The following is a 23,314-nucleotide window of genomic DNA, read 5'->3' on the forward strand; positions in this document are numbered from 1 at the left end:
TTATGTCTCACTCCTTCCGATATATCAATTAAGGTTAATCATATTGAAAGTGGGTATAAAAAAACTATAAGACATGTCTCAGGCTTCTGTGAATGAAATACCGGATGGGCGAGGCGGAAACAAAGCATACTATATCCAACAGTAAATAAGGAGGGTACGTGTGTTGCAACGGACAAAAATCATTTGTACATTAGGTCCTGCCTGTGATTCGATTCCCGTTCTGAAAGAGATGATTCAAGCCGGTATGACGGTAGGAAGACTGAACATGGCCCACGGAGATCTAGAGGACCATGTAAAGCGGATTGAACGATTGCGGCAGGCTGCTGAGGAATTGAATACGTTTGTTCCGATCATGATGGACATTAAAGGACCGGAGGTCCGAATTGGCAAGTTGAAGGAAGCCAGCTGCGATTTGGTAACCGGTGAAGAGCTTATTTTGACAACAGAGACGATCGAGGGGGACGCCGGGCGTATTTCTGTAAACTATCCAGACATGCCGAGCGTAATGCGGCCGGATGATCGCATTCTGATTGATGACGGTCTTATTGAGCTGCGGGTGCTCCGTGTGGAAAGCGCTGAAATCTACTGTCGAATCATGAACGGCGGTCGGCTCAAGCCGAGCAAAGGCGTGAACCTGCCCGGGATTAAAACGACCTTGCCCGGTGTGACGGAGCGAGATATCCGTCATATTCATTTTGGCCTTGAGCAGCGGATTGAGATGATTGCGGTTTCGTTCGTTCGCAAAGGCGATGATATTCGGGAGGTCCGTCGTATTTTGCGGGAAAATCAGGCGGAGCACGTGCAAATCTTTTCCAAGATTGAAAATGAAGAGGGCGTGCACAATCTGGATGACATTATCGAAGCTTCCGACGGCATTATGGTTGCGCGCGGAGATTTGGGCGTCGAGGTTCCGGTCGAGGATGTACCGATGATGCAGAAGGAAATGATCGATAAGTGTAATCTCGCAGGAAAGCCGGTCATTGTTGCCACGCATATGCTGGAATCAATGCAGGTGAATCCACGTCCGACTCGGGCTGAGGTAAGCGATGTGTACAATGCTGTGCTGCAGGGTGCCGATGTTGTCATGCTGTCCGGTGAATCGGCCGCAGGGAAGTATCCGGTTGCCTCGGTAAGGACGATGGCTTCCGTAGCCCGGAAAGCCGAGTCGATGATCGATTATTGGGCCCAGTTTAACCGGAAAAGAAAGCTGCATGCGACCAACATCACGGAAGTCATCAGCCAAAGCGCGGTCAGCGCCTCCCTGGAGCTGGACGCCAAAGCGATCATTACGTCCACCGAAAGCGGCTTTACCGCCCGAATGGTGTCCAAATATCGCCCCGAGGCTCCTATTTTGGCGATAACGCGTCATCAGGATGTATTAACGAAGCTGTGCTTGTTATCCGGGGTATTTCCGTTCCTTGGCGATCCTGTAACCACCACCGATGAGATGTTCTATTCTGCGATTCAGGGTGCGGTACATTCCGGTTATGTAAAATCCGGGGATACGGTTGTCCTCTCGGCAGGCTTGCCGCTCGGACAAGCAGGTACAACCAACCTGATCCAAATCCAGCAGGTATAACCGCTGAGGTTGATCATATACTGTAAAAAACGCGAGTGTAGGAGGGCCCAAAAAGCATCCCTATATCTCGCGTTTTAATTTTTAGTGGCAGAAAAGCTGCAGAATAACGCGGTCCAGCCGCCTGAGATATTGCATCGACACGACAAGACGGTTTTCTCTAACGGAGGGCGCGAATTGGTGCAGCTATAATTGGCGTTTCTGCTTGGCCACTTTTGGCCGGTCCGACCGGAGAACATTTGTAACGAACTGAATAAGCGCTATTACGGGCAAAAAACCGCATTTGAGATTCTAACGAACTCCAGTAGTCTTATTTGACTCAAAAGGTGGCAAAAGTGTGCAGTTGGCGCTAAATAAGGTGTCCTGAGTTCGTTAGATCGAAAAAACCGCCAAAATGAGGCGAATAGCGTGTCCTGAGTTCGTTAGCGTGCAAAGCGAAGAAGTCGCCGGAACAGGCGCTTTTTTTCGCCGTGATGGCATTTAATTAACATATTATTCTAAACTTAGCCAATCTTTTGATAGGAGAGATAGCATTGGAAAGCGAAGTTATCTCTATCCTGTTGTTTCGATGGATTATTTCATTAAGGAGTACCTGAAGGGAGAACCCTATGTTGGGTAAAAAAGTAGTGATCTTCACCATCGCTGCCTTTGGATTTACGTGGCTGATGTGGTTGCCTTTACTAATGAACCGTCAATGGGAGCTTCATCTCCCCTTTGTTCCAGGCCAGTTCTACTTGGGCTCCTTCGGCCCATTGTTTGGGGCAGCGGTTACCGCAGCGGTAAGCGGAGGCAGGGAGGCGCTCGTTGCTTGGGTCAAAAGAGCCTTCTCGCTCCGATTTGGCGGAAAATGGCTGCTGATTGCCATCGGACTGCCGATACTTTATGGGATTATCGCGGTATCCACCCACGCTTTGATCACCGGGGCGTGGCCAAATTGGAGCCAGTTCGGGCTGACCGAGAAGCTTCCAAAGCTCAATGTCTGGATGACGGCGGTCGTCTGGATGCTTACGTTCGGCATTGGCGAGGAATCCGGTTGGCGCGGATACTTGCTACCTGAACTTCACAAGCGATATTCCCTAATGTATAGCTCACTTATTGTAGCCCTGATCTGGATGTTATGGCATGCTCCGGAGTTTGCCTTTAATCCTAATTACATGGCGATGGGCTGGGGCGTCATCGGCTGGGCCATTAGCTTATCTTACGGTTCGGTGCTGTTAGCTTGGTTGTGTAAGGGAAGCGGCTGGAGCATCCTACCGGTCGTGATCTGGCACGGAGGCTTCGATCTACTTACGGCAAGCGATCAAGCGGCTCTGGTCATGGCCATGGTGTGCAGCATGCTGGTTATTATTCATGGGATCTTTTTGTCAAAAAAAATGGCTCAAACCACGCCCGAAGGCTGAGCTTACTTTTAACCACTCATCTAAAAAATAAAACGCCCCTTTCAAAGCTGGCAGGCGCAACGTTTTAGGTTGTTGGCCTGACCATTCCGGAAAGGGACGTTTTTTATTCAATTGATTTATCTAATTTCGTCCAACAGCTTAAAGGCTTCCTCTTTGGAGGTGACTTGGAGCAGACGCTCTCTGAAGCCATCGTCCATCAGCTTACGGGACAGCATTTGCAAAATTTTCAGATGTTCATTTCCTTTATTTTCGGCGGGAACGACGATCATAAAGATCAGCTTGGCAGGGGTTCCGTCCACACTGCTCCAATCGATACCATCGTGCTTTATCCCGAAGACAACCCGAGGTTTTGTAACAGCATCCGACTTCGCATGAGGTACCGCAATGTTCATGCCAATCCCGGTAGAGCTTTCTTGCTCGCGATTCAAAATGGCTTCTTTCACCGCAGACCGCGAAGTAACGACGTCTTGTGCATCCAGTAGCGCAATCATTTCGTCGATGACTCCGTCACGGGTTGAAGCTTTCAGAGACGGTTCAATCAGTCCGGCATTAATGATGTCAGTCAGCTTCGTAACAGGCTTGTGCTCGGCAGCGACTGCTGTCGCTTTGTTTACCGAAGGCGAAGTCCGTTCTACTGCGGGTGGAGCCGTATTTACAACTCCGGCGGCCCCGGCAAATTGCGGCTGCTCGACGTCTTTCTTAAGCAGCTTAATCATAAACGCCGTGACAAGTGATCCAACGATTAATGCAATAAAGAACATAAAGACGTTGTCGACCGCACCGAGTATGGCAACAATGGCTCCACCGTGGGCTACCCGGTCGCCAACTCCGCCCAACATCGCAATGACAGAACCGGCCATCGAGCCGATCATAATGCTTGGAATGACGCGCAGCGGATCTTGTGAAGCAAACGGAATGGCACCTTCGGTAATACCGAACAATCCCATCGTAAAGGCCGCTTTTCCCGATTCTCTTTCCGCGTCGTGGAATTTTCTTCTAAACATAAATGTAGCCAAACCCAGACCAATCGGCGGGATTGCAATCGCTACAGCAACGGGACCCATAATCTGGTAGTTGCCTTCGGCGATCATAGCCGAACCGAACATGTAAGCAACCTTGTTGACCGGTCCGCCCATATCGAAGGCGATCATGGCGCCCAGAATTAAAGCGAGTACGATGGAGCTTGCCCCTTGCATTCCTGCAAGCCAAGTGGTCAGAGATGAGAAGATCGCTGCAATCGGCCCGCCGAGCAGGTAGATGAAGATTAACCCGACTGCCAGTGAAGCCAGCACCGGTATGATGATAATCGGCATAATCGCGCTGATCGCTTTAGGAACTTTCCACTTTTTGATCCACAATGCGATATAACCCGCCAGGAAACCGGCGATAATTCCGCCAAGGAATCCGGCCCCGGCCTGGCTGCCGTAGAAGCTTCCGTTTGCGGCGATGTAACCGCCGATAATCCCCGGTGCAAGGCCCGGACGGTCCGCAATGCTGTACGATATGAATCCGGCCAGGATTGGAACCATGAACGTAAAGGATGCGGCTCCAAGTTTTTCGATCGTTTTCCAGAAGGAGTCCTCTGGAATTTGTAATCCGGCTGGAGTTGGTACACCGCCAATGGAGAGCGCAATCGCAATCAACAAACCGCCGACGACGATGAACGGAATCATGTAAGATACGCCGCTCATCAAATGGCGATAAAATTGATTTTGCCCACCCGCTTTTTTCGCGGTGATGTTCTCATCGCCTTTACCTGCATAAACCGGAACTTCTCCTGTTAACACCTTCTGAATCAACGCCTCTGGGGTACGAATCCCTTCTTGAACTCCTACGACGAGCAATTTTTTGCCGACAAACCGACTCTTATCCACATTTTTGTCAGCGGCAATAATGATGCCGTCCGCCTGACGGATTTCCTCATCCGTAAGTTCATTTTCGACGCCAATAGAGCCCTGCGTCTCAACCTTCATGCCAATTCCTAACTTATCGGCGGCTTTTTGCAAATTCTCCGCTGCCATATACGTATGGGCAATACCGTTAGGACATGAGGTAATCGCTAGTAATTTCTTATCGCTGCCTTTCATGATCCTGTCCCCCTGTTTTCGAAATCGTTTACAAACAACATATTACCCGCAAAAAACCGACGGAAAAGTTTTTATTATTACCGTAAGTTCCGGTAAAACTGTTTTTTTAAATCAGAGTATATCCAGTAATTGTTCGGGGCGATCTGCCCGAATCAGCCGTTCAATCGTGGAAGGCTGTTCGCTTAGAAGCGAAAGGCGTTGAAACAGCTTCTTCATGTTTTCTTGTTCCGTAGCTTGCAGGGCAAGCATAAACACGACGGATACCTTTTCTTGCTCCCAATCCAGCGGCTCTTTAAGCGTAGCAATCGCGATTTGCGACTGTTTAATCAACTTAGGTTCCCCATGCGGTATAGCAATCCCTCCACCGATAGCGGTGGATGAGATACGTTCCCGAAGAAGCGCTTGGTGGGCGTAATCCTGCAGGGCGAAGCCTTGCTCGTATAGCTCGTTTGCGAGCAATTCAATGAGCTCAAAGCGGTGGCTGATCTCAAGCTTTGGAAACACCAGCGAAGGGCGGGCATACATGTGCAGCGTAGATTCCACTGCCTCGGGGTGATGCGCGTCGTCATCCAGCCGTTCGATAAAATCATTCAGCTTTTTGACCTCTGATGTTTCCAGTAAAGGAGAGACTAAAATGTAAGGAACAGCGATATTCTCCAAAGGAATCGTGGAGACGATAAAATCAACCGGATGCCGGTTCAAATAGCCGGCCAAATCTACCTTTCTAACCGAGTCGGCGACATGAAGTCCTTGGAACTTGCGCTCCAATTTAGAACGTAAAATTTGCGACATCCCAACGCCCATATGACATACAGTGATCACATGCTTTACCCGTTCGGCTTGTTTATTTAGCCGCTCGATCGCAGCTTGAAAATGCAGAGTAAGGTAGGCTGCTTCCTCTTCAGGGATTGTGAAGGGATAATCGCTGCTAATTTCCTTAATGGCGTAAATCACCATGTCAAACATGTAAGGATACATCTTTTTTATGTCCTGAAGCATCGGATTGTATACCGCAAGACCGTAGCTGAGCCGATTGATGGTGGAATATAAATGAATATGCAGCCCTTCCATGAGCGTAGCATCCTCGGCGAATTCGACCCAAGTCAGGGCGGACATTTTTTTGACGAGCGATTCCACCAAATTGTGAATCTGCTCTTTATTTCTTGCGGGATGATCAACTTCTCCGTTCGTTTCCGATTTGCTTTGGGACCTTATTTTTCCACCCAATATATGGGCGGTTAAGTACGATACCTCGTCCTCCGAGAAACGAACCGAAAATAACGGTTCAAGCTTCCGCACAAATGCCGATGTCCATGTGAACTCGGATCTTTCCCGTATAAATGTTTTCTCTTGGTCGGAGAAAGAGATCAGCTGTTTCAGCTTCGTACGACGGACCATTAGCAGCGTGTGCACCAATAAATTGTCAAAAGCCTCATCCGTAAAAATGAGCTGAGCATCCTTTTCAAGCTGCCTAAGTTCACGAGTAACTATTTCCACCTCATGGGAGGCAAACTGCTCCTTAATGAAGTGAGTGCCGGAATGGCCGGTGAGCTGGGATAGCTTGGATAAAGCCGCTCGTCTGTCTCTTTCCCTTCCGGCGATCGTAATGCCAACTTTTTGCCTAAATACGATATCCAGCCCCCGTTTTTCCAGCCACTGGCGCAGGGTGTCCAACTCTTTCTTAATGACCGCTTTATTTACGTAGTATTTGGCGGCAAGCTCTTGAATCGTTAAAGGCTTGGTGCTCATCAGCAGCTGGTACGCAATCAAGGCAATCCGATGATCGTCATTGTCCTGCTCCCGTCGATCCGCAGACCAGTACAGCTCATCCAGTATTTTTGCCTTTTCGCTTTCTTCAATTTCCAGGGTGACGCCAAGTCCCGGTTTCCTGATAAGCCGAGCATGTGAGCTTTCGTTCAAATAGCGGTCGATTTCTTCAAAATCGCTGCGGATCGTTTTTTCCGAGCAATTCAGCTTCAAGGCGATATCCCGCACCACAAAATGGGGGCGAGGTTCCGTGATCAGCGTATACAAAATGTCTTTCTGGCGGGTATTCATGATAGCCTTCAACACCTTGATTCAAAATGTTGGTGTCCCATCCACCGGATCCTGCTTCAACAATATCCCACTTATTATGTCATGCATAATTTGAGCCTATTCTCCCCGGCTTACACCAAAACGGATAGCTGAACGTACAATAAACTAGAAACTAGGTCTAAAACCCATGAAGTCAGGAGGGAAAGTATGATTATAATGCCGCCCGGTGAAAAAATGCAACTGAACCAGCTTGCTCTAGCGCCTTTTTATAACGAAATCGTACAGAAAAAGGAAAGAAGTCCGCTTCCCTATGTATACAGTTCCCTGGACGATTTGCTGTTTGAGCTAAGTCTTAGGCGCAGGACAGTGGAATCAGCAAAGGCGCTGCAATTTAGCGGTGTTAAATTTGCTACGTATCGAAAATCTCATTGCAACGAACGCTTCTGGTCCCGAACGGATAAAGGTGGCTTCCGGCTGCGAGACGGTGTAATGCCATCGGACGGAATTCAGGATATATATCAGAACGGTCCGCTCTATGGATTTGAATGCTCCATGGCTATCATGATTGTGATGTATAAAGCCGTACTGGATCAAATCGGGCCTCAAGCTTTCAACACTTACTTTAACGATTTGCTTCTATATGACTGGCATTATGATAGCGACTTAGGATTTACGCAAACCAGTTGGCCTATGGAGGCCAGTCCCGGGGATATCCTGTATTTCAAAAATCCCGATCATAACCCGGAAACCCCGGAATGGCAGGGGGAAAATGTTATTAAACTGGAGGATGACCTCTATTACGGGCATGGAGTCGGTATTAAGTCGTCTGCAAGCATCATAGCTGCTTTAAATGCCAGAAGGAGACCGGGGAGTATGGTTTCTGCCTATCTGATGAATCAGGTGATACATCCGAATTATGAACATTTGCGCGGGTTAGCAGGTGTTTTTGCCCGGATCGGTGGGCAGGTTTACAAACGTCCTAAGGAAATCGTCTGAGGTATACAAACAAGAACCTAGCGGTGGATTTTCCGCTAGGTTCTTTAGGCGAAATGACTGTAAGTATCGTAACCAGATAGGCCGATGGAGACGATTTGCGCTGCCTTTAAATGCACTTTCTACAACTAATGCGGGAGAAAAAGGGATTCCAGAAAAAATAGATACACTTTTTACATCTAGATGGTGCCTAGCCACTCAAGCAAGCCTGACTAACAAGGAAACTGGAAGTTTGTGGCGAGAGGAACGACCTGCTTGCAAATAACAGCTCATTAAAAGAAGAACGGGAAAAACAGTCTTCTCAGAAAAAAGAATGGCAGGGGGAAACGTCTAAACCGGCGAAATCTTCTGGGGGCGCCGAAAAAGGGGCCACCGAAGCCACCGGGGCCACCAAAGCCACCGGGGCCACCAAAGCCACCGGGGCCACCGAAGCCACCGAAGCCTCTGTAGGGATAACCGCCGTCGCCATATCCATAACTGCCGGCGACCGGGTATTGACGGTCATCCATATCGGTATCGCCAACAGGCATGAGAATATACACGTGATCGTCATCCATTCCGTCGATAATCCCTTCGAACGTTCTGCCGTCGGTTCCTTCCATGTGCATCAGGTGATGGTGGTACTTCTTACACATATCCATCATGTGTTTTTTGTGGGCTGTTGGATCCATCATCATTTCAGTGTGGTGCATAGGGCTAGATTGACTCATAGGGGCGGTTCCGCCGTAAGGTGAATGCATATTTGGTGTAGGTAACATTTTATCAATTCCTCCTTTTTTTCATGATGCATCTTATTCCGACATCTGGGCATTTGTGAACGTCCCTTTTGTCAAAATGCTCTCACATTTCACTCGTCTTCCTCTATCCGTACAATCATTAGTTCAACTTATATAAAAAATTTAAGATTTTAACTAATGTAAGCGAATTCAGAAATATATTGATTTTTTCCAAGATAAGGGATACGTTAGGTACCGTAAGCGTCAAATATTTGGAAATGGGGGCACTTATCTCTTATGAAAATACTGGTAACTGGGGCCGGCCGGGGACTCGGGCTCGAAATCGTAACAGAAGCTTTGAATCGTGGTCATGAAGTTGTGGCAGGAATTCGCTCGCTCGATACTAATTTGGAGGTACTGGAAGGGCTGCAAAAGAAAGCGCCAGGACGGCTTACGCTTCTGGAGCTGGATGTGGATGACGAAGAGTCGGTCGTGAAAGCCAAAGAAGCCATGCAGGGGAGATGGGAGGGGCTTGACGTTTTAGTTAACAATGCCGGAATCGTCTTAGCCAGGGAGCAAAGTATCGAGAAGCTGGAGTTCGCGGCGGCAGAGAACACCTTTCGAACTAATTTGTATGGACCTATGAAAATGGTTAAGCATTTTCTTTCTATGCTTCGCGCAAGCTCCAACCCTTGTATTCTGAACATAAGCTCGGAGTCGGGCTGCTTTGCCCATGCTTATGGTGGTGATTATTCCTACGCGCTGTCCAAGAATGCGGTAAATTTCTTCTCGGCTCAGCTTCGTAAGGAGCTATCACCCCAAGGTTTTGCTGTTTACTCCGTTCATCCGGGCTGGATTCGGACGTCGATGGGCGGATGGGAGGCTCCGGAAAATCCGGAGGATTCCGCACGCGGCATTGTTGATTTGCTCGAACGGAAGACTAAGCTGCCGATGGATGAAGCCTATATGATTGATTATAAGGGACAGGCTATGCCTTTTTAAGGAAGAAAGAAGGTCCAGGCCGTTATCTATGTGACCAAGATTACGTCCTTACCCTGAAACCTACGTTAGAATGGGGTCTTGTGAAGCAAGGGAGGATGGATGGCGGATGGCCCATAGCAATAAAAAAAATCAGAGCAAAGCGAAAGACGACAGTCCCAAGAAGAAAGGCTATATTTACATTCTAGCGGCTCTTGTTATAGGCTTATTAGCCATTACACTCGCAGCTATTTTCTTTGGGGACTCAAAGCAGGCTCCTAACATAGGCGAGCTTCCGAACTATACGGAAATTCGAGGGAAATATGAAGCCAAAGGCTTAAAGTACGAAAAGCAGCCTCATTTGGGCAGTCCGAGTGCAAAGATCAAGATCATAGAGTTCGCTGATTTCAAATGCCCGTCCTGCAAGGATTGGGAGGCTGCGAATATGGATCGCTTCAAGAAGGAATACATCGACACCGGCAAAGTAGAGCTCTATTTCATCAACTTTGCCTTCATCGACCGGGATTCCATCATGGCGGCTAGTGCAGGCGAGGCTATTGCTGCTCAAAGCAACGATAAGTTTTGGGAGTTTAAAAGCAAGCTTTTCGAGAATCAAGGCGATGAAACGGAAATTTGGGCCACTCAGGAATTTCTAATGGATTTCGTCAAGAGAAATATCGACGGAATCGACTACAACCGGTTTGTTAAGGACTTAAAGGATCAAGCCTATATGCTTCCCGTTAAGGAAGATTTTAAGACGGCTGCCTACTACGGTGTTAACGGGACACCGCAATTTATGATCGATGGTAAGCTGCTGGAAAGCTCCGACTATGAAGAGTTAGCGACAGCAATCGATGCCAAGTTGGGATCTGCCCAATAATAATAAGTTTCGTTTTTAAAAAGAACGCTCTCCGGTATGTTGCGCCGGGAGCGTTCTTTTTTGAAAAAAGCATAAATTATTGCGTCGCTGGTGCTGTGCCTTCTTGCACTTCAATATTGTGTCCGTCAATCCACTGGTCGCCGCTCTCCGTATGGATCCGCAGCCACTTTTCCCAGCGTCCGGTAACCTGAACGTTCTGAGGTGTCACTGTGGAAATTATCGGGGCAAACGGGTCCGGATATTGATAGGATGTCACCGTCTCCTGAAGCAGCGCGGTTCCATTCAACTGTTCCACGGATGCCAGCATTCCCGGGGCAGGATGAATCCAGCCGGTTCCGATATCTGCGCTTACTTCATACCAGTCTCCCTTTTGTGCAGTAATCTCGAGAACCTGCGGAGATAGGGAGGATAAGGCGCCTTTCGCCCCTGGATACGAATACAAGCTTGTTCCTGCCAGAAGACTTAGAGACTGCTGGGCAGACTGTACCTTTTGTTTGCCTAACCATAGGTTATAGGTTCGCTGGGCTGTATATAGTCCAACTTCACGATTTTCGTTCCATATGGTATTGAACTGAGAAAGAGGGAGGCTTCCCTCACCGGCATAATCTCCGATTTCAATCGTAAAGCCAGGGCGGCCAAATTGTTGAACAAACCAATCCTTATAGCCTCCGCCTGACGGGTTCTTTTCCGGCCTCACCAGAGAATACCCGGTTAGGTTCCCGAGATCGATCGCCATAGCCTTATCCCGGGCTACATTTTTGCTTAAAGTATTGAAGTGCCAGAACAAGATTTCCCCCGAACTATGATAGGATACGGTTACCTCCGGATCAATCCGGTAAGTGAAGTCCATCAGCATTTGCACTTCCTTGGCTTGTGCTGGCTGCTTTCCCTTATAGTTTTGATACCAAGGGTAAGATGTCGAGTTTCTGATCGTATTCCAGCTGGCGGGGTACTGACGGTTAAGATCGATACCCTCCATATTCGCTTTCCAGCGGTTGAAGTTGCTGCTGTTGCCATTATATTTTTTAAGGAGCTTTGCTAGGCTTTGCGGCAATCCTGCGGTCCCTTGCTGCGACAAGGTCACGCCATCCGGGTTAACCATTGGAACGACCCAGATACTAACGTTATCGAGTAGATCGCGAACCGAGTATTTCGAGATGCTCGTGTTGCTGTAATATGCCGCTGCATAGGTATCAAGCATTTTCATCAGTAGTGGCGTTGTCAGCCATTCCCTCGCATGGTGGGAACCGTTCAGGAATAGAACGGATTGGCCCCGGCCTATTTTAATAGCCCATAGATGCCGACCATATTTGGTTTGTCCCAAAGATTCGTAGGAGATCAGATCTGGGTAGGTCTCCGCCAGCTTCTCCATGTCCCTCTGCATCACTTTGTACGAATAGATCTGGTGGGGATTTACGATACTTTCAGCGGCTAGCACATGTGAAGATATTCCCCAAACTGAAACTAGTAACATAACACTTAATGATAGCAAAACACTTCGCAAAACAAACTTCCGGACCGCTGACTTCACCAATGTTCTTCATCTCTCTTTCATCCCTCTTAGATGCGAATCTATGAATAGCTAGAGGGCAGTATAAAATGGAAAGACGATGACCGTCAATTAAAAATGCCCCATACCCTCACAAAATTCGACATGGCTGCGAACTAAATATTAAATGCACAAATCAAGGAGGGAATTAATAATGAAAAAAAGCTCGATGATTGCATTATCCTGTCTATTGGCGATGAGCCTCACGGCAGGAACGGCCTTGGCAAAACCTGGAAATGGTCAGGGGGCCGAGAAGAAAGCCGAAGCGGCTGAAAATGTCCAAATTGAAGTGAAGGCTACCGTTACCGGAGCTCAAACTGAAACGAAGGTAGTAGAAGCATCCAAAGCACAGGAAAAAGCCAAGGAGAAGGCAGCCAAGGAACAGGAAAAAGCTGTAAAAGAACAGGAAAAAACCGCTAAAGAACAAGAAAAAGCAAAAGATAAGGCCGAGAAGAAAGCTACGGTTACGACCGATACTTATGGCCCTGGCCACAACGGCTATAAAGGTTTGTTGAAGGCGATCGAAAATGTGAAGGACAAGCCGGCTGGTGCCGTATTGGCCAATCTGCTATTGACGAAATATGAAGTAAAGCTGTCGCCTGAAATGAAGGTTGTTTTGGAAGGCATTAGAGAAAAAGGCGAAGCGCTGAAAAAAGCTGCTGAATTGATGGAGAAAAGCGGCAGTGTGACCGATGCGGTTTATTTGCAGGAAGAAGCTGTTTTGGTGGACGTCACGAATCTTGAATCCTATAAACAGCTTGGTAAAATGCTCGACAAATTGGGCAAGAAGGGCGTTAAGCTCTATGTAAATGGCGAACAACCAACTACGAATGCAACGCCGATCGTCAAAGATGGAAGCACACTCGTTCCGTTCCGTGCGATTTCTGAGGCCTTACAGGCAGAGGTAGCCTGGAATCCTACGGAGCGCTCGATTACGGTAACAAAAGACGGAGTTACTTTGAAGCTTATTATTAACAGCAAAACGGCGGTTGTGAACGGCCAGCAGCAAACGCTTGATGTTCCGGCCTCCGTGGTGAACGGCACTACAGTTGTTCCAGTGCGGTTCGTCAGCGAAGCGTTTGATGCTATTGTAAAATGGGAGCCGGTTTCCCAATCGGTAGTCATTTACGACCAGCCAACGACACCAACGACTACACAACAAACGACTCAAACTACAACAGAGCCAACGACACCAACAACACAAACAACGACGACAACGACAACACAGCAATAAGCAGATCATAGTAAAATAAGGCAAGAAAGCCGGCCCGAAAGGGTCGGCTTTTTGGATTGCCTCTCTGCTTGGTGCGACCTGGCTATGTTGATAGTACATTGATAGACGTCGTTTTCTTATGCCGGATCACGTCCTACGCCCATACCCAGTGGTTGCCAGAGTGGGGATAGCTGTATTTCATACATCTAAATCTCGCTATACCCTAAGGGAATGAGGAATTAGCTGCATTAAGTACATTTAAATGAGCCCTTTTAGCACATCTCCGCCTTGTCCCCAGCTATTAAATGTACATTCTGCAATTATTAGTGATTATGCGGTTGATTCTTCTGAAATAGCTGCGCTTTTTACATTTACTTAGGAGTTCTGAGTGTTTGCCCGCTGTTCCTTACCGCGGATCAGAGAGCGACAAACAAGAATTGGTCGGAATGGCCAAGGTGTACTTAAATATAGAGGATTGACGGTATTTCTGGTCAGGATATCATAGTGATAAGAGTAAAAGTCAGAAAAGGTCAAACTAACAGATCGAGCGACAGTACCACCCTAAAACCAGCGAAAATGCCCCCAAATGGGAGGATTTGGCCTTAAATCGGCTTTGTAATATCGACCCTCACTGCCTATAATAAAGGCGTAAGGTCAAATAAGGTCAAAGAAAGGGGTAATGGATGATGTTTGATATGATTCCTTTTGGGAGACACAAAGAAGATGCGTTTAGTCAGTTGGCGAAGTCATTTAACGATTTCTTTAACGACGATTTCTTCATGCCGTTAAAAAATTCAACGATGTCGTTCAAAACGGATATTCGCGAAACCGATCAATTGTATCTGGTTGAGGCTGAACTGCCCGGTTTTCAAAAAGAAGATATCGATATCGGCTACGCAAACCCTTACCTGACGATTAAGGCAGTTCGCAAGGAGGATAATAGCGTAGAGGATAACGACCAGCACATGGTACGGAGAGAACGTCGGTATGGCGAATATGTGCGGAGATTCTACGTAGAGGACATCAATGAAGATGGAATCCGCGCGTCTTTGAAGGACGGCGTACTGTCACTCGAAATCCCGAAACGGCCGCAAACCCAAACAAGACGCATCGAGATTCAGGAATAGGCATATCGCAAATGGGCTAGCCAAGGGAATCCCTCGGTCTAGCCCATTTGTTCTTGCGAAAAGATTTTATTCACTTTATTAATGCTACTTACTCCTACGCATGTAGGTCGTTTACTGCTTTCTCCGGCACGTCTGTGATAGCAGGTGCGATCCGCTCCGCGCGGACGGCGCATATCTTAAACTCGGGCATCCGACTGATCGGATGCAGCGCATCGCTCGTCAATCGGTTAATGGACAGCTCGCCGCCCCAATGAAAAGGGACGAATATCGTTTTGGGGTGAATCGCGGGAGACCGTTTCACGTCAAAAGCGAGTGAGCCCCGGCGGGAGGTGAGCCGGATTTTATCGCCTGGCTCAAGCCCTAGCGTCTCGGCCAGGGTGGGGTGGATTTCCGCCACCGGTACGGGCGCTTTCTTGGTGAGAGCGGGGGTGCGGCGGGTTTGGGAGCCGCTCAAATAATGGTTCCCGAGCCGGCCGGTCGTTAAGATATATGGATAATCGCTGTCAGGCGATTCCGCGGGAGGCTCGGGAATGATTGCATGCAGCCGGGCGCGCCCGCCGGGCCGCGCAAAGCTGCCGCCCTCGAACATCTGCGGCGTGCCGGGATGTTCGCCGGAAGGGCACGGCCAGAACAGGCCGTGCGATTCACGGATGCGGGAGTAGCTCATCCCGCTGTAATCGGCCTTGCCGCCGGCAGAGGCGCGGCACAATTCGTCAAAGATGTCCTCGCTTGACGCATAGCTGAAGTAGCGTCCCTTACCCAGCCGCTCGGCTAACGCACAGATAAGCTTGTCATCCGGCAGGATGCCGGGGGGCGGCGGGAACACCTGAGGGCGGTGGAATACCCGCCCCTCCAGGTTGGTGAGCGTGCCTTCGACTTCCAGAAAGGATGAACCCGGCAGAAGCCAATCCGCATAGGCGGCGGTTTCTGTCTCGAACAGGTCGACAACGACGAGCAGCTCAAGCTTACTGAGCGCCTCCGCGACGCGGGAACTGTTCGGACTGGAGACGATGGGATTGGAGCCGAGAATGATCATGGCTTTGATATCCCCGTCCAGAATCTTGCCGAACAGCTCATAGGCGGACACCCCTTTTCCCGGCAGCTTGGCTGGATCGATTCCCCAAACGCGGGAAACGTGAGCCCGTGCCTCCGGGTCTTCAATGGAACGGTAGCCAGGCAGCTGATCGGCTTTAAGGCCATGCTCGCGCCCGCCTTGCCCGTTCGCTTGCCCCGTTACCGAGCCGAAGCCGCTCCCGGGCCTGCCGATGTTGCCCGTCAGCAGACAGAGATTGATGTACTGAAGCGTATGCTCGACACCGTTCACCTGCTGCTCCAATCCGCGGGCGGTCAGGACGATCCCGGCGTCCGTTCCGGCAAACCCCCGAGCGACAGTACGGATGATATCCGGGGACACGCCGGTTATTTCGGACACACGCTCCGGTGAAAAAGGAAGGACGGCTTTCTGGATCTCCTCTAGCCCTTCGGTATGGCTCGCGACAAAGGCTTTGTCATACAGCTCTTCCAGCAAAATGACATGCAGTAGGCCGCTTACGAGCAGAGAATCATGTCCCGGCTGCAGCTCCATATGAATATCCGCAATCTTTGAGGTTAGCGTCCGCCGGGGATCGATCGTGACAATCACGGCCTTCTGCTTCTTGGCCTCCATAAGGTAAGGCATAAGCGTTGGTTGGCATTCGGCGATATTCGTCCCGGCCAGAATGATATATTTGGCCTTCGGAATATCTTCGAGAGGAAAGCTCAGCCCCCGGTCGATTCCAAAGGCGAGCTGCTGGGCGGCTGCGGCAGAGGACATGCAATATCGGCCATTGTAATCCACGTAACGAGAGCCCAGCGCAACACGAGTAAACTTGCCCAAGAGATAGCACAACTCATTGGTGAGTGATCCGCCACCGTAGACGGAGATACAGTCTCGGCCATACTGCTTTTGAAGGCTCTGAATACGCTCGGCGATCTCGTCCAGAGCCTTCTCCAAAGGAGCCTCCTCCCACGCATTTTTCTCCCATGCGCCGCCGGCCTGAGTCTGTTCTGCCTGAATTAGATTGTCTTCCCAGCTGAGCAGGTGCAGGCGATGCCGCCGCCGAGCAGTCAACACCCGCTCGGGGTGCAGCGTGTGGTTCATGGAGTTGAAGCCTTTTTGGCATAGACGTCCGGTAGCTACAGGGAAATCTGGGCTCGGCTTTACCTCGTAACCAGACGATCCCCCTGGACTCGCCTGCAGTTCAATACCACACTGCATGCTGCAGAAGCAGCAGTGAGTCCGCACTCGCCCATCCTGCCCGGACAGGGCGGCACCAGGTATAAGCGACATATGAGGCATCTCCTTTCGTTAGAGGATAAACAAGAGAGCGAGTAGATCTACAGCTTGTCGTCTCGCTCATGTTCTGCTTAAGGGAATCATGACGAAGCGGGCGAGTTATCAAGCCGAGCATGAGGGCTGGGTGAGCTGGATGAACTGGATGGGGCCAAGCCTTGCTGCGACGTGATGACGTTGCTAAGGAACGTTTTTTTCCAGTGGCCTTGAACGATGGCTACCATAGCGATGCAGGCTAGTGCAATGCCGCTTAAGATGAGGAAACCGGGCGTGTAGGAGCCGGTTGTCTGCTTCAGGATACCGAGGATATTCGGTAGAAAATAACCGCCAAGACCGCCGGCCGCACCGACGATTCCTGTAATGACGCCGATTTCGTTCTGGAAGCGCTGCGGAACCAGCTGAAAGACGGAGCCGTTGCCCATCCCGAGACACATCATGGCGATAAACAGTAGAATCGTGACTAAATAAAGTGGCGGTAGAGAAGAAATTAGAGCCATCATGACGGCAACCCCGGCATAAAGCGCAAGCAGCATGCGTACGCCGCCGATGCGGTCGGCCAACCACCCGCCCACCGGACGGAAGAAGCTGCCGGCAATGACGCAAAGTGTCGTGAAGTCGGCCGCCTTGACCGCGCTAAGCCCGTATTCTGTATTGAAAAATATGGTTAAATAGTTGGACATCCCGACAAATCCGCCGAAGGTGACCATGTAAAACAGGCTGAACAGCCAGGTGTCCTTTTGCTTTAATACAGTCGCGTAATTGCTGAGACGCATCGGTTCGGGCTGGGTTGGGCTGTCCTTGGCCAGCAAAGTGAACACGACAAAGACAAGGCATATCGGGATCAATGCCAGGCCAAAAACCATCTCCCAGCTGCCGAAATGCTGAGCGAGCCGATTCGCAAACAGCGTGGAGAAGACCGTTCCGCTGTTGCCAGCTCCGGCGATCCCCATTGCAAGGCCCTGATACTGCGGCGGGTACCAGCGGCTGGCTAACGGCAAAGCGGCGGAGAAGGATGCTCCGGCTACACCAAGGAGCAAAGCGACACCGTAGAGTTCGCCGAGCGAATCGACGAATTGCCATCCCCATATGAGCGGGATCATCGTAATAATCATGCCAAATTGGCCGGTGCGCTTCGGGCCGATCCGGTCGGCCAGCACACCAAGCACCAGGCGAAGAATTGAACCACCTAGAATCGGCAGCGCGACCAGATTTGCCTTCTGCGAGGGGGTCATGGGGTAATCCTGCATCATAATGATCGACAAGGGGCCGATTAGCACCCAAATCATAAAGCTGACGTCAAAATACATAAATGCACTCAGCAGCGAGGGCTTATGCCCGCTTTTCCAAAATCCCGACCGTTCCATCGTCCATTCCCCTCTCTTGATTTCATGATTCCGCCAAAGATTTGCTCAAGCTCACCTAAAAGCTCCGCAAAACAGAAAGAGCCGCAGGGACAATCATTCTCGATTGTTCCTACGGCACCGTTGCCACCGGCTGCACCGCGTTGTGCCAAGGCCGGAATATATGACGTCACAACATTGTGAACTAGTTTGATTATATGAGCAGTGCGAATGCAATGTCAATAATAATGACAAAAATTGTTCACAAAAATCACAAAAGAACATTACAAACATCGTTGTTATGGGTGCGGACAGCAAAATCAAACTAATACCCTTTACTTTTATGTCATATAACATGACATATCATCGGCCGAACCTTGCATTTTTATTCTTCCTAGGTATTCACCCATTTCGCCTCACATGAGTATTTTGTTCTGACGAGATTTTCGCAATGGATGAGGAGGAACTAAAAATGGGGTATTATGTCCGCGTAGAGCCGAATGTAAAGGTTTATGTAGAAGATGTTAATCCGCAAGGAGCCAAGACGATCCTATTTTTGCACGGCTGGCCGCTTAGTCATGAGGCGTTTGAGTATCAGTTCAACGTACTTCCGGCAAAAGGATATCGCTGTATCGGTATAGATACGCGTGGATTTGGCAAATCCGACAAACCTTGGGGGCCTTATAACCTGGACCGGATGGCTGATGACGTAAGAGGCGTAGTGGAGGCGCTGAAGCTGCACCATTTTACGTTAGCAGGACATTCCTACGGAGGTGCCACGGCTGTGCGCTATATGGCACGCCACCACGGGCATGGCGTATCGAAGCTGGCGCTGTTTGCCGCGGCTGCACCAAGTCTTACCCGTCGCCCAGGCTATCCCTACGGGCAGACCAAAGAGGCTGTGAATCAGTTGATTGAAGAAACGTATAGCGACCGGCCGAACATGCTGCGGAACCTGGAGAACCAGTTCTTCTTCCGGCATATAACAAAGCCGTTCAGCGACTGGATTATGTATCTAGAATTTGCCGCTACGGGGAACTCCACAGCGAAGGTTGCGATGTCGTTCCGGGATGAGAGCCTATTTTCCGACCTTGGGAAGATCAAGGTTCCTACCCTTATTTTGCACGGCATTCACGACAAAGTTTGTTTTCCGGAGCTGGCCATAGCGCAGCATGAGGGAATCAAAAACTCCAAGCTCGTATGGTTTAAATTCAGCGGGCATGCGCTGTTTTACGAGGAACGGGATAAATTCAACGAAGAATTGATGAAGTTTATTGAGCAGGGTTAAAGGGAGTCTCTTTCCCAGTCTTCTCGCACGTGGTAATTGCATTTTATACAGTTAAACGGAGGGGAATCGCTCCTTCTCGCCGGTTTGGCCCATTTTAGCTGCAGGTATTCGGGGTGTTGAAATACCACTTCATAAATTTAGCAGGAAAACCTCTCGTTATTTTTGGTGAAAAAGGGAGATTGGACTTAATTAACAGGAAAACCTCCCGCTAATTTTACTAATATCGGCTGTTTTGGGGGAAATGCATCATATTAGCGGGAGAATTTCCCTCTAATTTCTTCTAATTGGTCATCCGTGGTCATTTAGCAGGAGAATTTCCCACTAAATTTCTCTTCAATTGGCGATCCGTTCAATTAGCGGGAGGTTGCACTGGACTCGAGGTACATGGGATTTTTTAGGCGAGAGCCGCCTTTGGGGTTGAGGGAATTTACGGTTCCAAGGGGAGGATGGACGTAAATTTCCTCGATTCCAATCTCAATATACATACTTGCGCTGGGCCCAATAGCTGAACAGGAAAAGCGAAGCCTCGGTCAGCAGCTTGGCAGCGATCAGCGGAATTCCGATCCACTCATTATACAGGTACATCAGCCCCAAGTTCAGTACAAGCACCGCGATGACCAGGGCAAAATATTTCGGCAGCGAGCTGTACACCTTCGCCTTGTTCTGCCTGCTCCCAAATACATATTTTCGGTTCATTGTGTAGTTGAAAATGGAGCTGCACGCTCTTGCCCCAATGACCGACACCGCGAGGCTGCCGCCTATACCCCGGAGCAGCAGCAACAGTACAAAATCCAGCAACGCCGAAAGAATTGACGAAGCGCTGAACAAGATAAGCGGAAGATAAACCCGGACAGAATCGGCGAGCGGCCGGAAATGGGACGACTTATTGTCGTCAAGGTATACCGTGTCGATAAAAATCTCCTCGATCCGGCACCCCTGCCGTGCAGCTTCGAGCAGCAGGTTCATCTCGTATTCGAACCGTTCCCCCGGGATCTGGCACAGCCATTTTAATAAGCCGGAGGAGTAGCCACGCAGCCCGGTCTGGGTATCATGAATTTTCGTCCCGGTCGTGAATGAATACACCAGGCGAGTCGCGGTATTCCCGAACTTGCTGCGGAAGGGAACCTTGCCGGTGAAGTGGCGACTCCCGATGACAAGGCTGCTTCCCGACTTCTGCAGAGCGGACGCGATCCGCTGAATATCCACGGGCAAGTGCTGTCCGTCGCTGTCGGCGCAAACGACACCGCGGGTCTCCCCGATTTCGATCAAATGCTGGAAGCCCGTTTTTAAGGCACGTCCTTTGCCCCGATTGACCGGATGACGAAGCACGGTGCAGCCAACCGCGGCCGCTGTATCAAAAATCGGGCGATACGCTTCTCCACTACCGTCATCAACGATGAGAATCCGGTAATTCGACATTTTTTTCAATTGCTCAATCAACTTCAGCAATCTTTCGTCCGGCTCGTAGGCGGGGATGAGAATGGTGCACATGTCAGTTCACCTCTTTGATGTAGAGAATGTCGCTGACGCCGCGCTCGCGGTTTCTTCCCTGCGGGTTGTTGACGACTCGGCCCATGAAGTACATCGTCGAAGAGCCGCCCCCGTCGAGATTGTAGGCTTCTGTGGCGCCTAACTCCTGAAATAACTGAGCAAACTCATTTAAGGTCATGCCTCGGCTGTAGCCTTCTTTACGTCCATCCACAACGACAAATACATAATGATTTTTTGAAATCAGACCGAGTCCTGTGCGGGGATTGGCATCTTGAATCGACCGGTTGCCGAAATTGGTGTCGATTTCTACATGATCCAAGTCAGTATTTACTTTTCCATTTTGGATCAGTGTCGGTCCGAACGATAAGGTTTGGGTAACTCCGCGCTTGAGCAAAGCGTCTGCTGAAACCTTCGTTTCATCATAAGATTCCATCGACCCGTCACTAAACAAGGCGAGCCCGGTTCGGGCTGGTTCGTTCCGATAGAGAGTCCCGTTGCGAATAATAACGCCATCGCTGCGGAAGCCGTAGTAATCGCCATTGATAGCGAACAACGCGTTGTTTGCGGAAGCGATCTCCGACGTATTCTCCGTAATATTTCGTCCGAAGCTGTTATCGGCAAAAGCGGACAGCAGGCTTCCGGCATCCTTTAGCTGAACATCAGCGACATAGTAAGTGATTTGATCTGAACCGGATCCTTTTTGCACCTGATCAATATGAATTTTTATATTACCGCTCTCATAATCCCAATCGTCAGATTTGGCCTGAACCGTGCCTGCGGTTCCGCTGCTAGAGCTGCTCAGCTCAGTGTTCGTAGTGCTTGGCACAACGGCTTCAACATGCCGAATCAAGTAACGGTTTGCCAGTCCATACAGGACCGAACCGATCACGACTAAAATGACTAAAACGATAATGAGCCACTTTTTACGAGGCGTTAGCCATCTTTTTTTTCTAATACCCATACTTTTCACACTCCGAATGCTGACTTAAGGCTGTCCTTCTAAGGAACAAAAGCCCCGACACCCCCCCATGATAAAGTCCATAACTGAATTGGAACTGAATGCAAGTTGAATGTTCGGTTAAAGACTTCCGGCGGTGGGGGAAACGGGGTCTATCCCTGTTCGTTGTCGGCAACAATAAACAGCATCAGTTTGTGAAACGGAGGAATTACGATGGAAATAGCGATTATGGGCGCAGGTTTATCAGGTTTGGCTTGTGCCATTCAATTGGAAAAGTACGGTATTAGCCCGATGATTTTGGAGCGAAGAAGCCGGGTAGGGGACCGATTTATCAACGGAGAAATTTTACTTTCGATCTTTTCTCGTCCGGTACGGGACGATATTACGTTTTTGGCTGATCGCCATCAAATCTATTTGCATCCGACCGCCAATATCAGTGAGTTTATCGTTCATTCCGTTAACGAGAAGGCAACGTTAACCGGGCCCTTCGGATTTTCCAATATCCGGGGCCGTCATGAAAATTCATTCGAAAGCCAGCTTGCAAAACAGGTGAAAACGAAAATTCAGTTTCAATCGGAATATACTTACGAGCAACTGGTGAAGGAGTTTACTCATGTGATCGTAGCGACAGGGGATGCCGGGTACGCAGAGGCTGTGCAAAACTATCAAACTGACCTAACTGTAACTTTGAAGGGTGCCACTGTTGAAGGAGATTTCTCGCGCTACCAAGTGATGTGCTGGCTTGATGACCGCTTTGCGCCAAAGGGGTACGGTTATCTTATCCCATTTTCAGAAAAAGAAGCGAATATCACGATCGGTTTCCCGGATCACGAGGAGGGTAGCTTGGACAATTTGAAGGAAAAATGGAGCAGATTTTATGAGCAGGTATGCACTGACCTGGATCAGAATTTGAAAATAACCGACGAGTTTGAAATCAACCGGTACGTCATCGGCCAATGCAGCATGCCCCGGATAGGCAACTCCTTTTTCACCGGGAACTGTTTTGGATCCGTAATGCCTTTGTTCGGTTTTGGACAACTTCCCGCCATTTTAACGGGGATTTATGCGGCTGAGGATCTTGTCGGGGGCATGGCGTATATTGAGGCAACGGAACCTTTACGTCAGAGCTACTATAGATCCATGACATTAAGGAAAGCATTTCAATCCATGGGTGATTCCGCTAAGGACATTATGGTACGCTCCCTGAGCGGTCGTTTGGGAGAAAGGCTGCTGACTACGAAGGTTGATGTGCTTAATCTCGCTGCCCGGCTACTGCGTCCATTTGTGAAGCAATAGACTTTAGTGAAAGAGACGCTACAATAGAGATAGCAGCAAATTTGGTTATGTAT

At 49.4% G+C, this 23,314-nt stretch carries 17 protein-coding genes; 9 read left to right on the forward strand and 8 right to left on the reverse strand.

Annotated features, from left to right (window positions below; all coding sequences use genetic code 11):
* Positions 1-163 precede the first annotated feature (163 nt).
* Together pyk and ACFQ3W_RS04030 are read left to right on the forward strand one after the other, a co-directional pair.
* A complete protein-coding gene (pyk, locus tag ACFQ3W_RS04025) occupies positions 164-1,579 on the forward strand; it encodes a pyruvate kinase (protein ID WP_379316859.1) in 1,416 nt (471 codons plus the stop codon).
* Positions 1,580-2,184: 605 nt separating this feature from the next.
* Positions 2,185-2,976: a CPBP family glutamic-type intramembrane protease gene (locus tag ACFQ3W_RS04030; RefSeq protein ID WP_379316861.1), complete on the forward strand. Its 792-nt coding sequence runs from the start codon at positions 2,185-2,187 to the stop codon at positions 2,974-2,976.
* 116 nt (positions 2,977-3,092) lie between these two features.
* Here ACFQ3W_RS04030 and ACFQ3W_RS04035 read toward each other — a convergent pair whose 3' ends face one another.
* Together ACFQ3W_RS04035 and ACFQ3W_RS04040 are read right to left on the reverse strand one after the other, a co-directional pair.
* Positions 3,093-5,063: a fructose-specific PTS transporter subunit EIIC gene (locus ACFQ3W_RS04035; protein ID WP_379316863.1), complete on the reverse strand. Its 1,971-nt coding sequence runs from the start codon at positions 5,061-5,063 to the stop codon at positions 3,093-3,095.
* A 111-nt stretch (positions 5,064-5,174) separates the two neighbouring features.
* A complete protein-coding gene (locus ACFQ3W_RS04040; protein ID WP_379316866.1) occupies positions 5,175-7,121 on the reverse strand; it encodes a BglG family transcription antiterminator in 1,947 nt (648 codons plus the stop codon).
* A 186-nt stretch (positions 7,122-7,307) separates the two neighbouring features.
* Between ACFQ3W_RS04040 and ACFQ3W_RS04045 the strand changes: the two genes are divergently transcribed.
* A complete protein-coding gene (locus ACFQ3W_RS04045) occupies positions 7,308-8,096 on the forward strand; it encodes a protein-glutamine gamma-glutamyltransferase (protein ID WP_379316868.1) in 789 nt (262 codons plus the stop codon).
* 269 nt (positions 8,097-8,365) lie between these two features.
* Here the strand turns inward: ACFQ3W_RS04045 and ACFQ3W_RS04050 are convergent, their stop codons facing one another.
* Positions 8,366-8,851, reverse strand: coding sequence for a hypothetical protein (locus ACFQ3W_RS04050; protein ID WP_379316870.1), 486 nt, complete (start codon positions 8,849-8,851; stop codon positions 8,366-8,368).
* Between the two features lie 255 nt (positions 8,852-9,106).
* Here ACFQ3W_RS04050 and ACFQ3W_RS04055 point away from each other — a divergent pair, with 255 nt between their 5' ends.
* Positions 9,107-9,811 carry an SDR family NAD(P)-dependent oxidoreductase gene (locus tag ACFQ3W_RS04055; RefSeq protein WP_379316872.1) on the forward strand — a complete coding sequence of 235 codons (705 nt, stop codon included), beginning with the start codon at positions 9,107-9,109 and terminating at the stop codon, positions 9,809-9,811.
* 106 nt (positions 9,812-9,917) lie between these two features.
* Complete coding sequence (locus ACFQ3W_RS04060) at positions 9,918-10,667, forward strand: DsbA family protein (protein ID WP_379316874.1); 750 nt, start codon at positions 9,918-9,920, stop codon at positions 10,665-10,667.
* A gap of 76 nt (positions 10,668-10,743) precedes the next feature.
* Here the strand turns inward: ACFQ3W_RS04060 and ACFQ3W_RS04065 are convergent, their stop codons facing one another.
* Positions 10,744-12,105, reverse strand: a complete 1,362-nt coding sequence (locus ACFQ3W_RS04065; RefSeq protein ID WP_379316876.1) for a M14 family metallopeptidase — start codon at positions 12,103-12,105, stop codon at positions 10,744-10,746.
* A 265-nt stretch (positions 12,106-12,370) separates the two neighbouring features.
* Between ACFQ3W_RS04065 and ACFQ3W_RS04070 the strand changes: the two genes are divergently transcribed.
* Both ACFQ3W_RS04070 and ACFQ3W_RS04075 read left to right on the forward strand, forming a co-directional pair.
* Positions 12,371-13,450 carry a copper amine oxidase N-terminal domain-containing protein gene (locus tag ACFQ3W_RS04070; RefSeq protein ID WP_379316878.1) on the forward strand — a complete coding sequence of 360 codons (1,080 nt, stop codon included), beginning with the start codon at positions 12,371-12,373 and terminating at the stop codon, positions 13,448-13,450.
* A gap of 665 nt (positions 13,451-14,115) precedes the next feature.
* Positions 14,116-14,556: an Hsp20/alpha crystallin family protein gene (locus tag ACFQ3W_RS04075; RefSeq protein ID WP_379317207.1), complete on the forward strand. Its 441-nt coding sequence runs from the start codon at positions 14,116-14,118 to the stop codon at positions 14,554-14,556.
* A gap of 94 nt (positions 14,557-14,650) precedes the next feature.
* On the opposite strand, the gene ACFQ3W_RS04080 is transcribed toward ACFQ3W_RS04075, so the two are convergent.
* Positions 14,651-16,894 (reverse strand): molybdopterin oxidoreductase family protein, encoded by a 2,244-nt coding sequence (locus ACFQ3W_RS04080; protein ID WP_379316880.1) that lies wholly within the window; start codon positions 16,892-16,894, stop codon positions 14,651-14,653.
* Positions 16,895-16,971: 77 nt separating this feature from the next.
* Positions 16,972-18,252 carry a nitrate/nitrite transporter gene (locus ACFQ3W_RS04085; protein WP_379316883.1) on the reverse strand — a complete coding sequence of 427 codons (1,281 nt, stop codon included), beginning with the start codon at positions 18,250-18,252 and terminating at the stop codon, positions 16,972-16,974.
* Between the two features lie 448 nt (positions 18,253-18,700).
* On the opposite strand from ACFQ3W_RS04085, the gene ACFQ3W_RS04090 reads away from it, so the two are divergent.
* Entirely contained in the window at positions 18,701-19,516 is an 816-nt protein-coding gene (locus tag ACFQ3W_RS04090) for an alpha/beta fold hydrolase (protein WP_379316885.1), read from the forward strand.
* Positions 19,517-19,990: 474 nt separating this feature from the next.
* On the opposite strand, the gene ACFQ3W_RS04095 is transcribed toward ACFQ3W_RS04090, so the two are convergent.
* Both ACFQ3W_RS04095 and ACFQ3W_RS04100 read right to left on the reverse strand, forming a co-directional pair.
* Positions 19,991-21,007: a glycosyltransferase gene (locus ACFQ3W_RS04095; RefSeq protein WP_379316887.1), complete on the reverse strand. Its 1,017-nt coding sequence runs from the start codon at positions 21,005-21,007 to the stop codon at positions 19,991-19,993.
* Between the two features lies 1 nt (position 21,008).
* Positions 21,009-21,968 carry a phosphodiester glycosidase family protein gene (locus ACFQ3W_RS04100; protein WP_379316888.1) on the reverse strand — a complete coding sequence of 320 codons (960 nt, stop codon included), beginning with the start codon at positions 21,966-21,968 and terminating at the stop codon, positions 21,009-21,011.
* 210 nt (positions 21,969-22,178) lie between these two features.
* Between ACFQ3W_RS04100 and ACFQ3W_RS04105 the strand changes: the two genes are divergently transcribed.
* Positions 22,179-23,261, forward strand: a complete 1,083-nt coding sequence (locus ACFQ3W_RS04105; RefSeq protein WP_379316891.1) for an NAD(P)/FAD-dependent oxidoreductase — start codon at positions 22,179-22,181, stop codon at positions 23,259-23,261.
* Positions 23,262-23,314: the final 53 nt, after the last annotated feature.

The organism is Paenibacillus puldeungensis (assembly GCF_042678945.1).
Lineage (GTDB): Bacteria > Bacillota > Bacilli > Paenibacillales > Paenibacillaceae > Fontibacillus > Fontibacillus puldeungensis.

Coding starts and splice junctions, on each gene's coding strand:
- ACFQ3W_RS04030 (WP_379316861.1), top strand. CDS start 2,185: ATGTTGGGTAAAAAAGTAGTGATCTTCACCATCGCTGCCTTTGGATTT.
- ACFQ3W_RS04035 (WP_379316863.1), bottom strand. CDS start 5,063: ATGAAAGGCAGCGATAAGAAATTACTAGCGATTACCTCATGTCCTAAC.
- ACFQ3W_RS04040 (WP_379316866.1), bottom strand. CDS start 7,121: ATGAATACCCGCCAGAAAGACATTTTGTATACGCTGATCACGGAACCT.
- ACFQ3W_RS04045 (WP_379316868.1), top strand. CDS start 7,308: ATGATTATAATGCCGCCCGGTGAAAAAATGCAACTGAACCAGCTTGCT.
- ACFQ3W_RS04050 (WP_379316870.1), bottom strand. CDS start 8,851: ATGTTACCTACACCAAATATGCATTCACCTTACGGCGGAACCGCCCCT.
- ACFQ3W_RS04055 (WP_379316872.1), top strand. CDS start 9,107: ATGAAAATACTGGTAACTGGGGCCGGCCGGGGACTCGGGCTCGAAATC.
- ACFQ3W_RS04060 (WP_379316874.1), top strand. CDS start 9,918: ATGGCCCATAGCAATAAAAAAAATCAGAGCAAAGCGAAAGACGACAGT.
- ACFQ3W_RS04070 (WP_379316878.1), top strand. CDS start 12,371: ATGAAAAAAAGCTCGATGATTGCATTATCCTGTCTATTGGCGATGAGC.
- ACFQ3W_RS04075 (WP_379317207.1), top strand. CDS start 14,116: ATGTTTGATATGATTCCTTTTGGGAGACACAAAGAAGATGCGTTTAGT.
- ACFQ3W_RS04080 (WP_379316880.1), bottom strand. CDS start 16,894: ATGCCTCATATGTCGCTTATACCTGGTGCCGCCCTGTCCGGGCAGGAT.
- ACFQ3W_RS04085 (WP_379316883.1), bottom strand. CDS start 18,252: ATGGAACGGTCGGGATTTTGGAAAAGCGGGCATAAGCCCTCGCTGCTG.
- ACFQ3W_RS04090 (WP_379316885.1), top strand. CDS start 18,701: ATGGGGTATTATGTCCGCGTAGAGCCGAATGTAAAGGTTTATGTAGAA.
- ACFQ3W_RS04095 (WP_379316887.1), bottom strand. CDS start 21,007: ATGTGCACCATTCTCATCCCCGCCTACGAGCCGGACGAAAGATTGCTG.
- ACFQ3W_RS04100 (WP_379316888.1), bottom strand. CDS start 21,968: ATGGGTATTAGAAAAAAAAGATGGCTAACGCCTCGTAAAAAGTGGCTC.
- ACFQ3W_RS04105 (WP_379316891.1), top strand. CDS start 22,179: ATGGAAATAGCGATTATGGGCGCAGGTTTATCAGGTTTGGCTTGTGCC.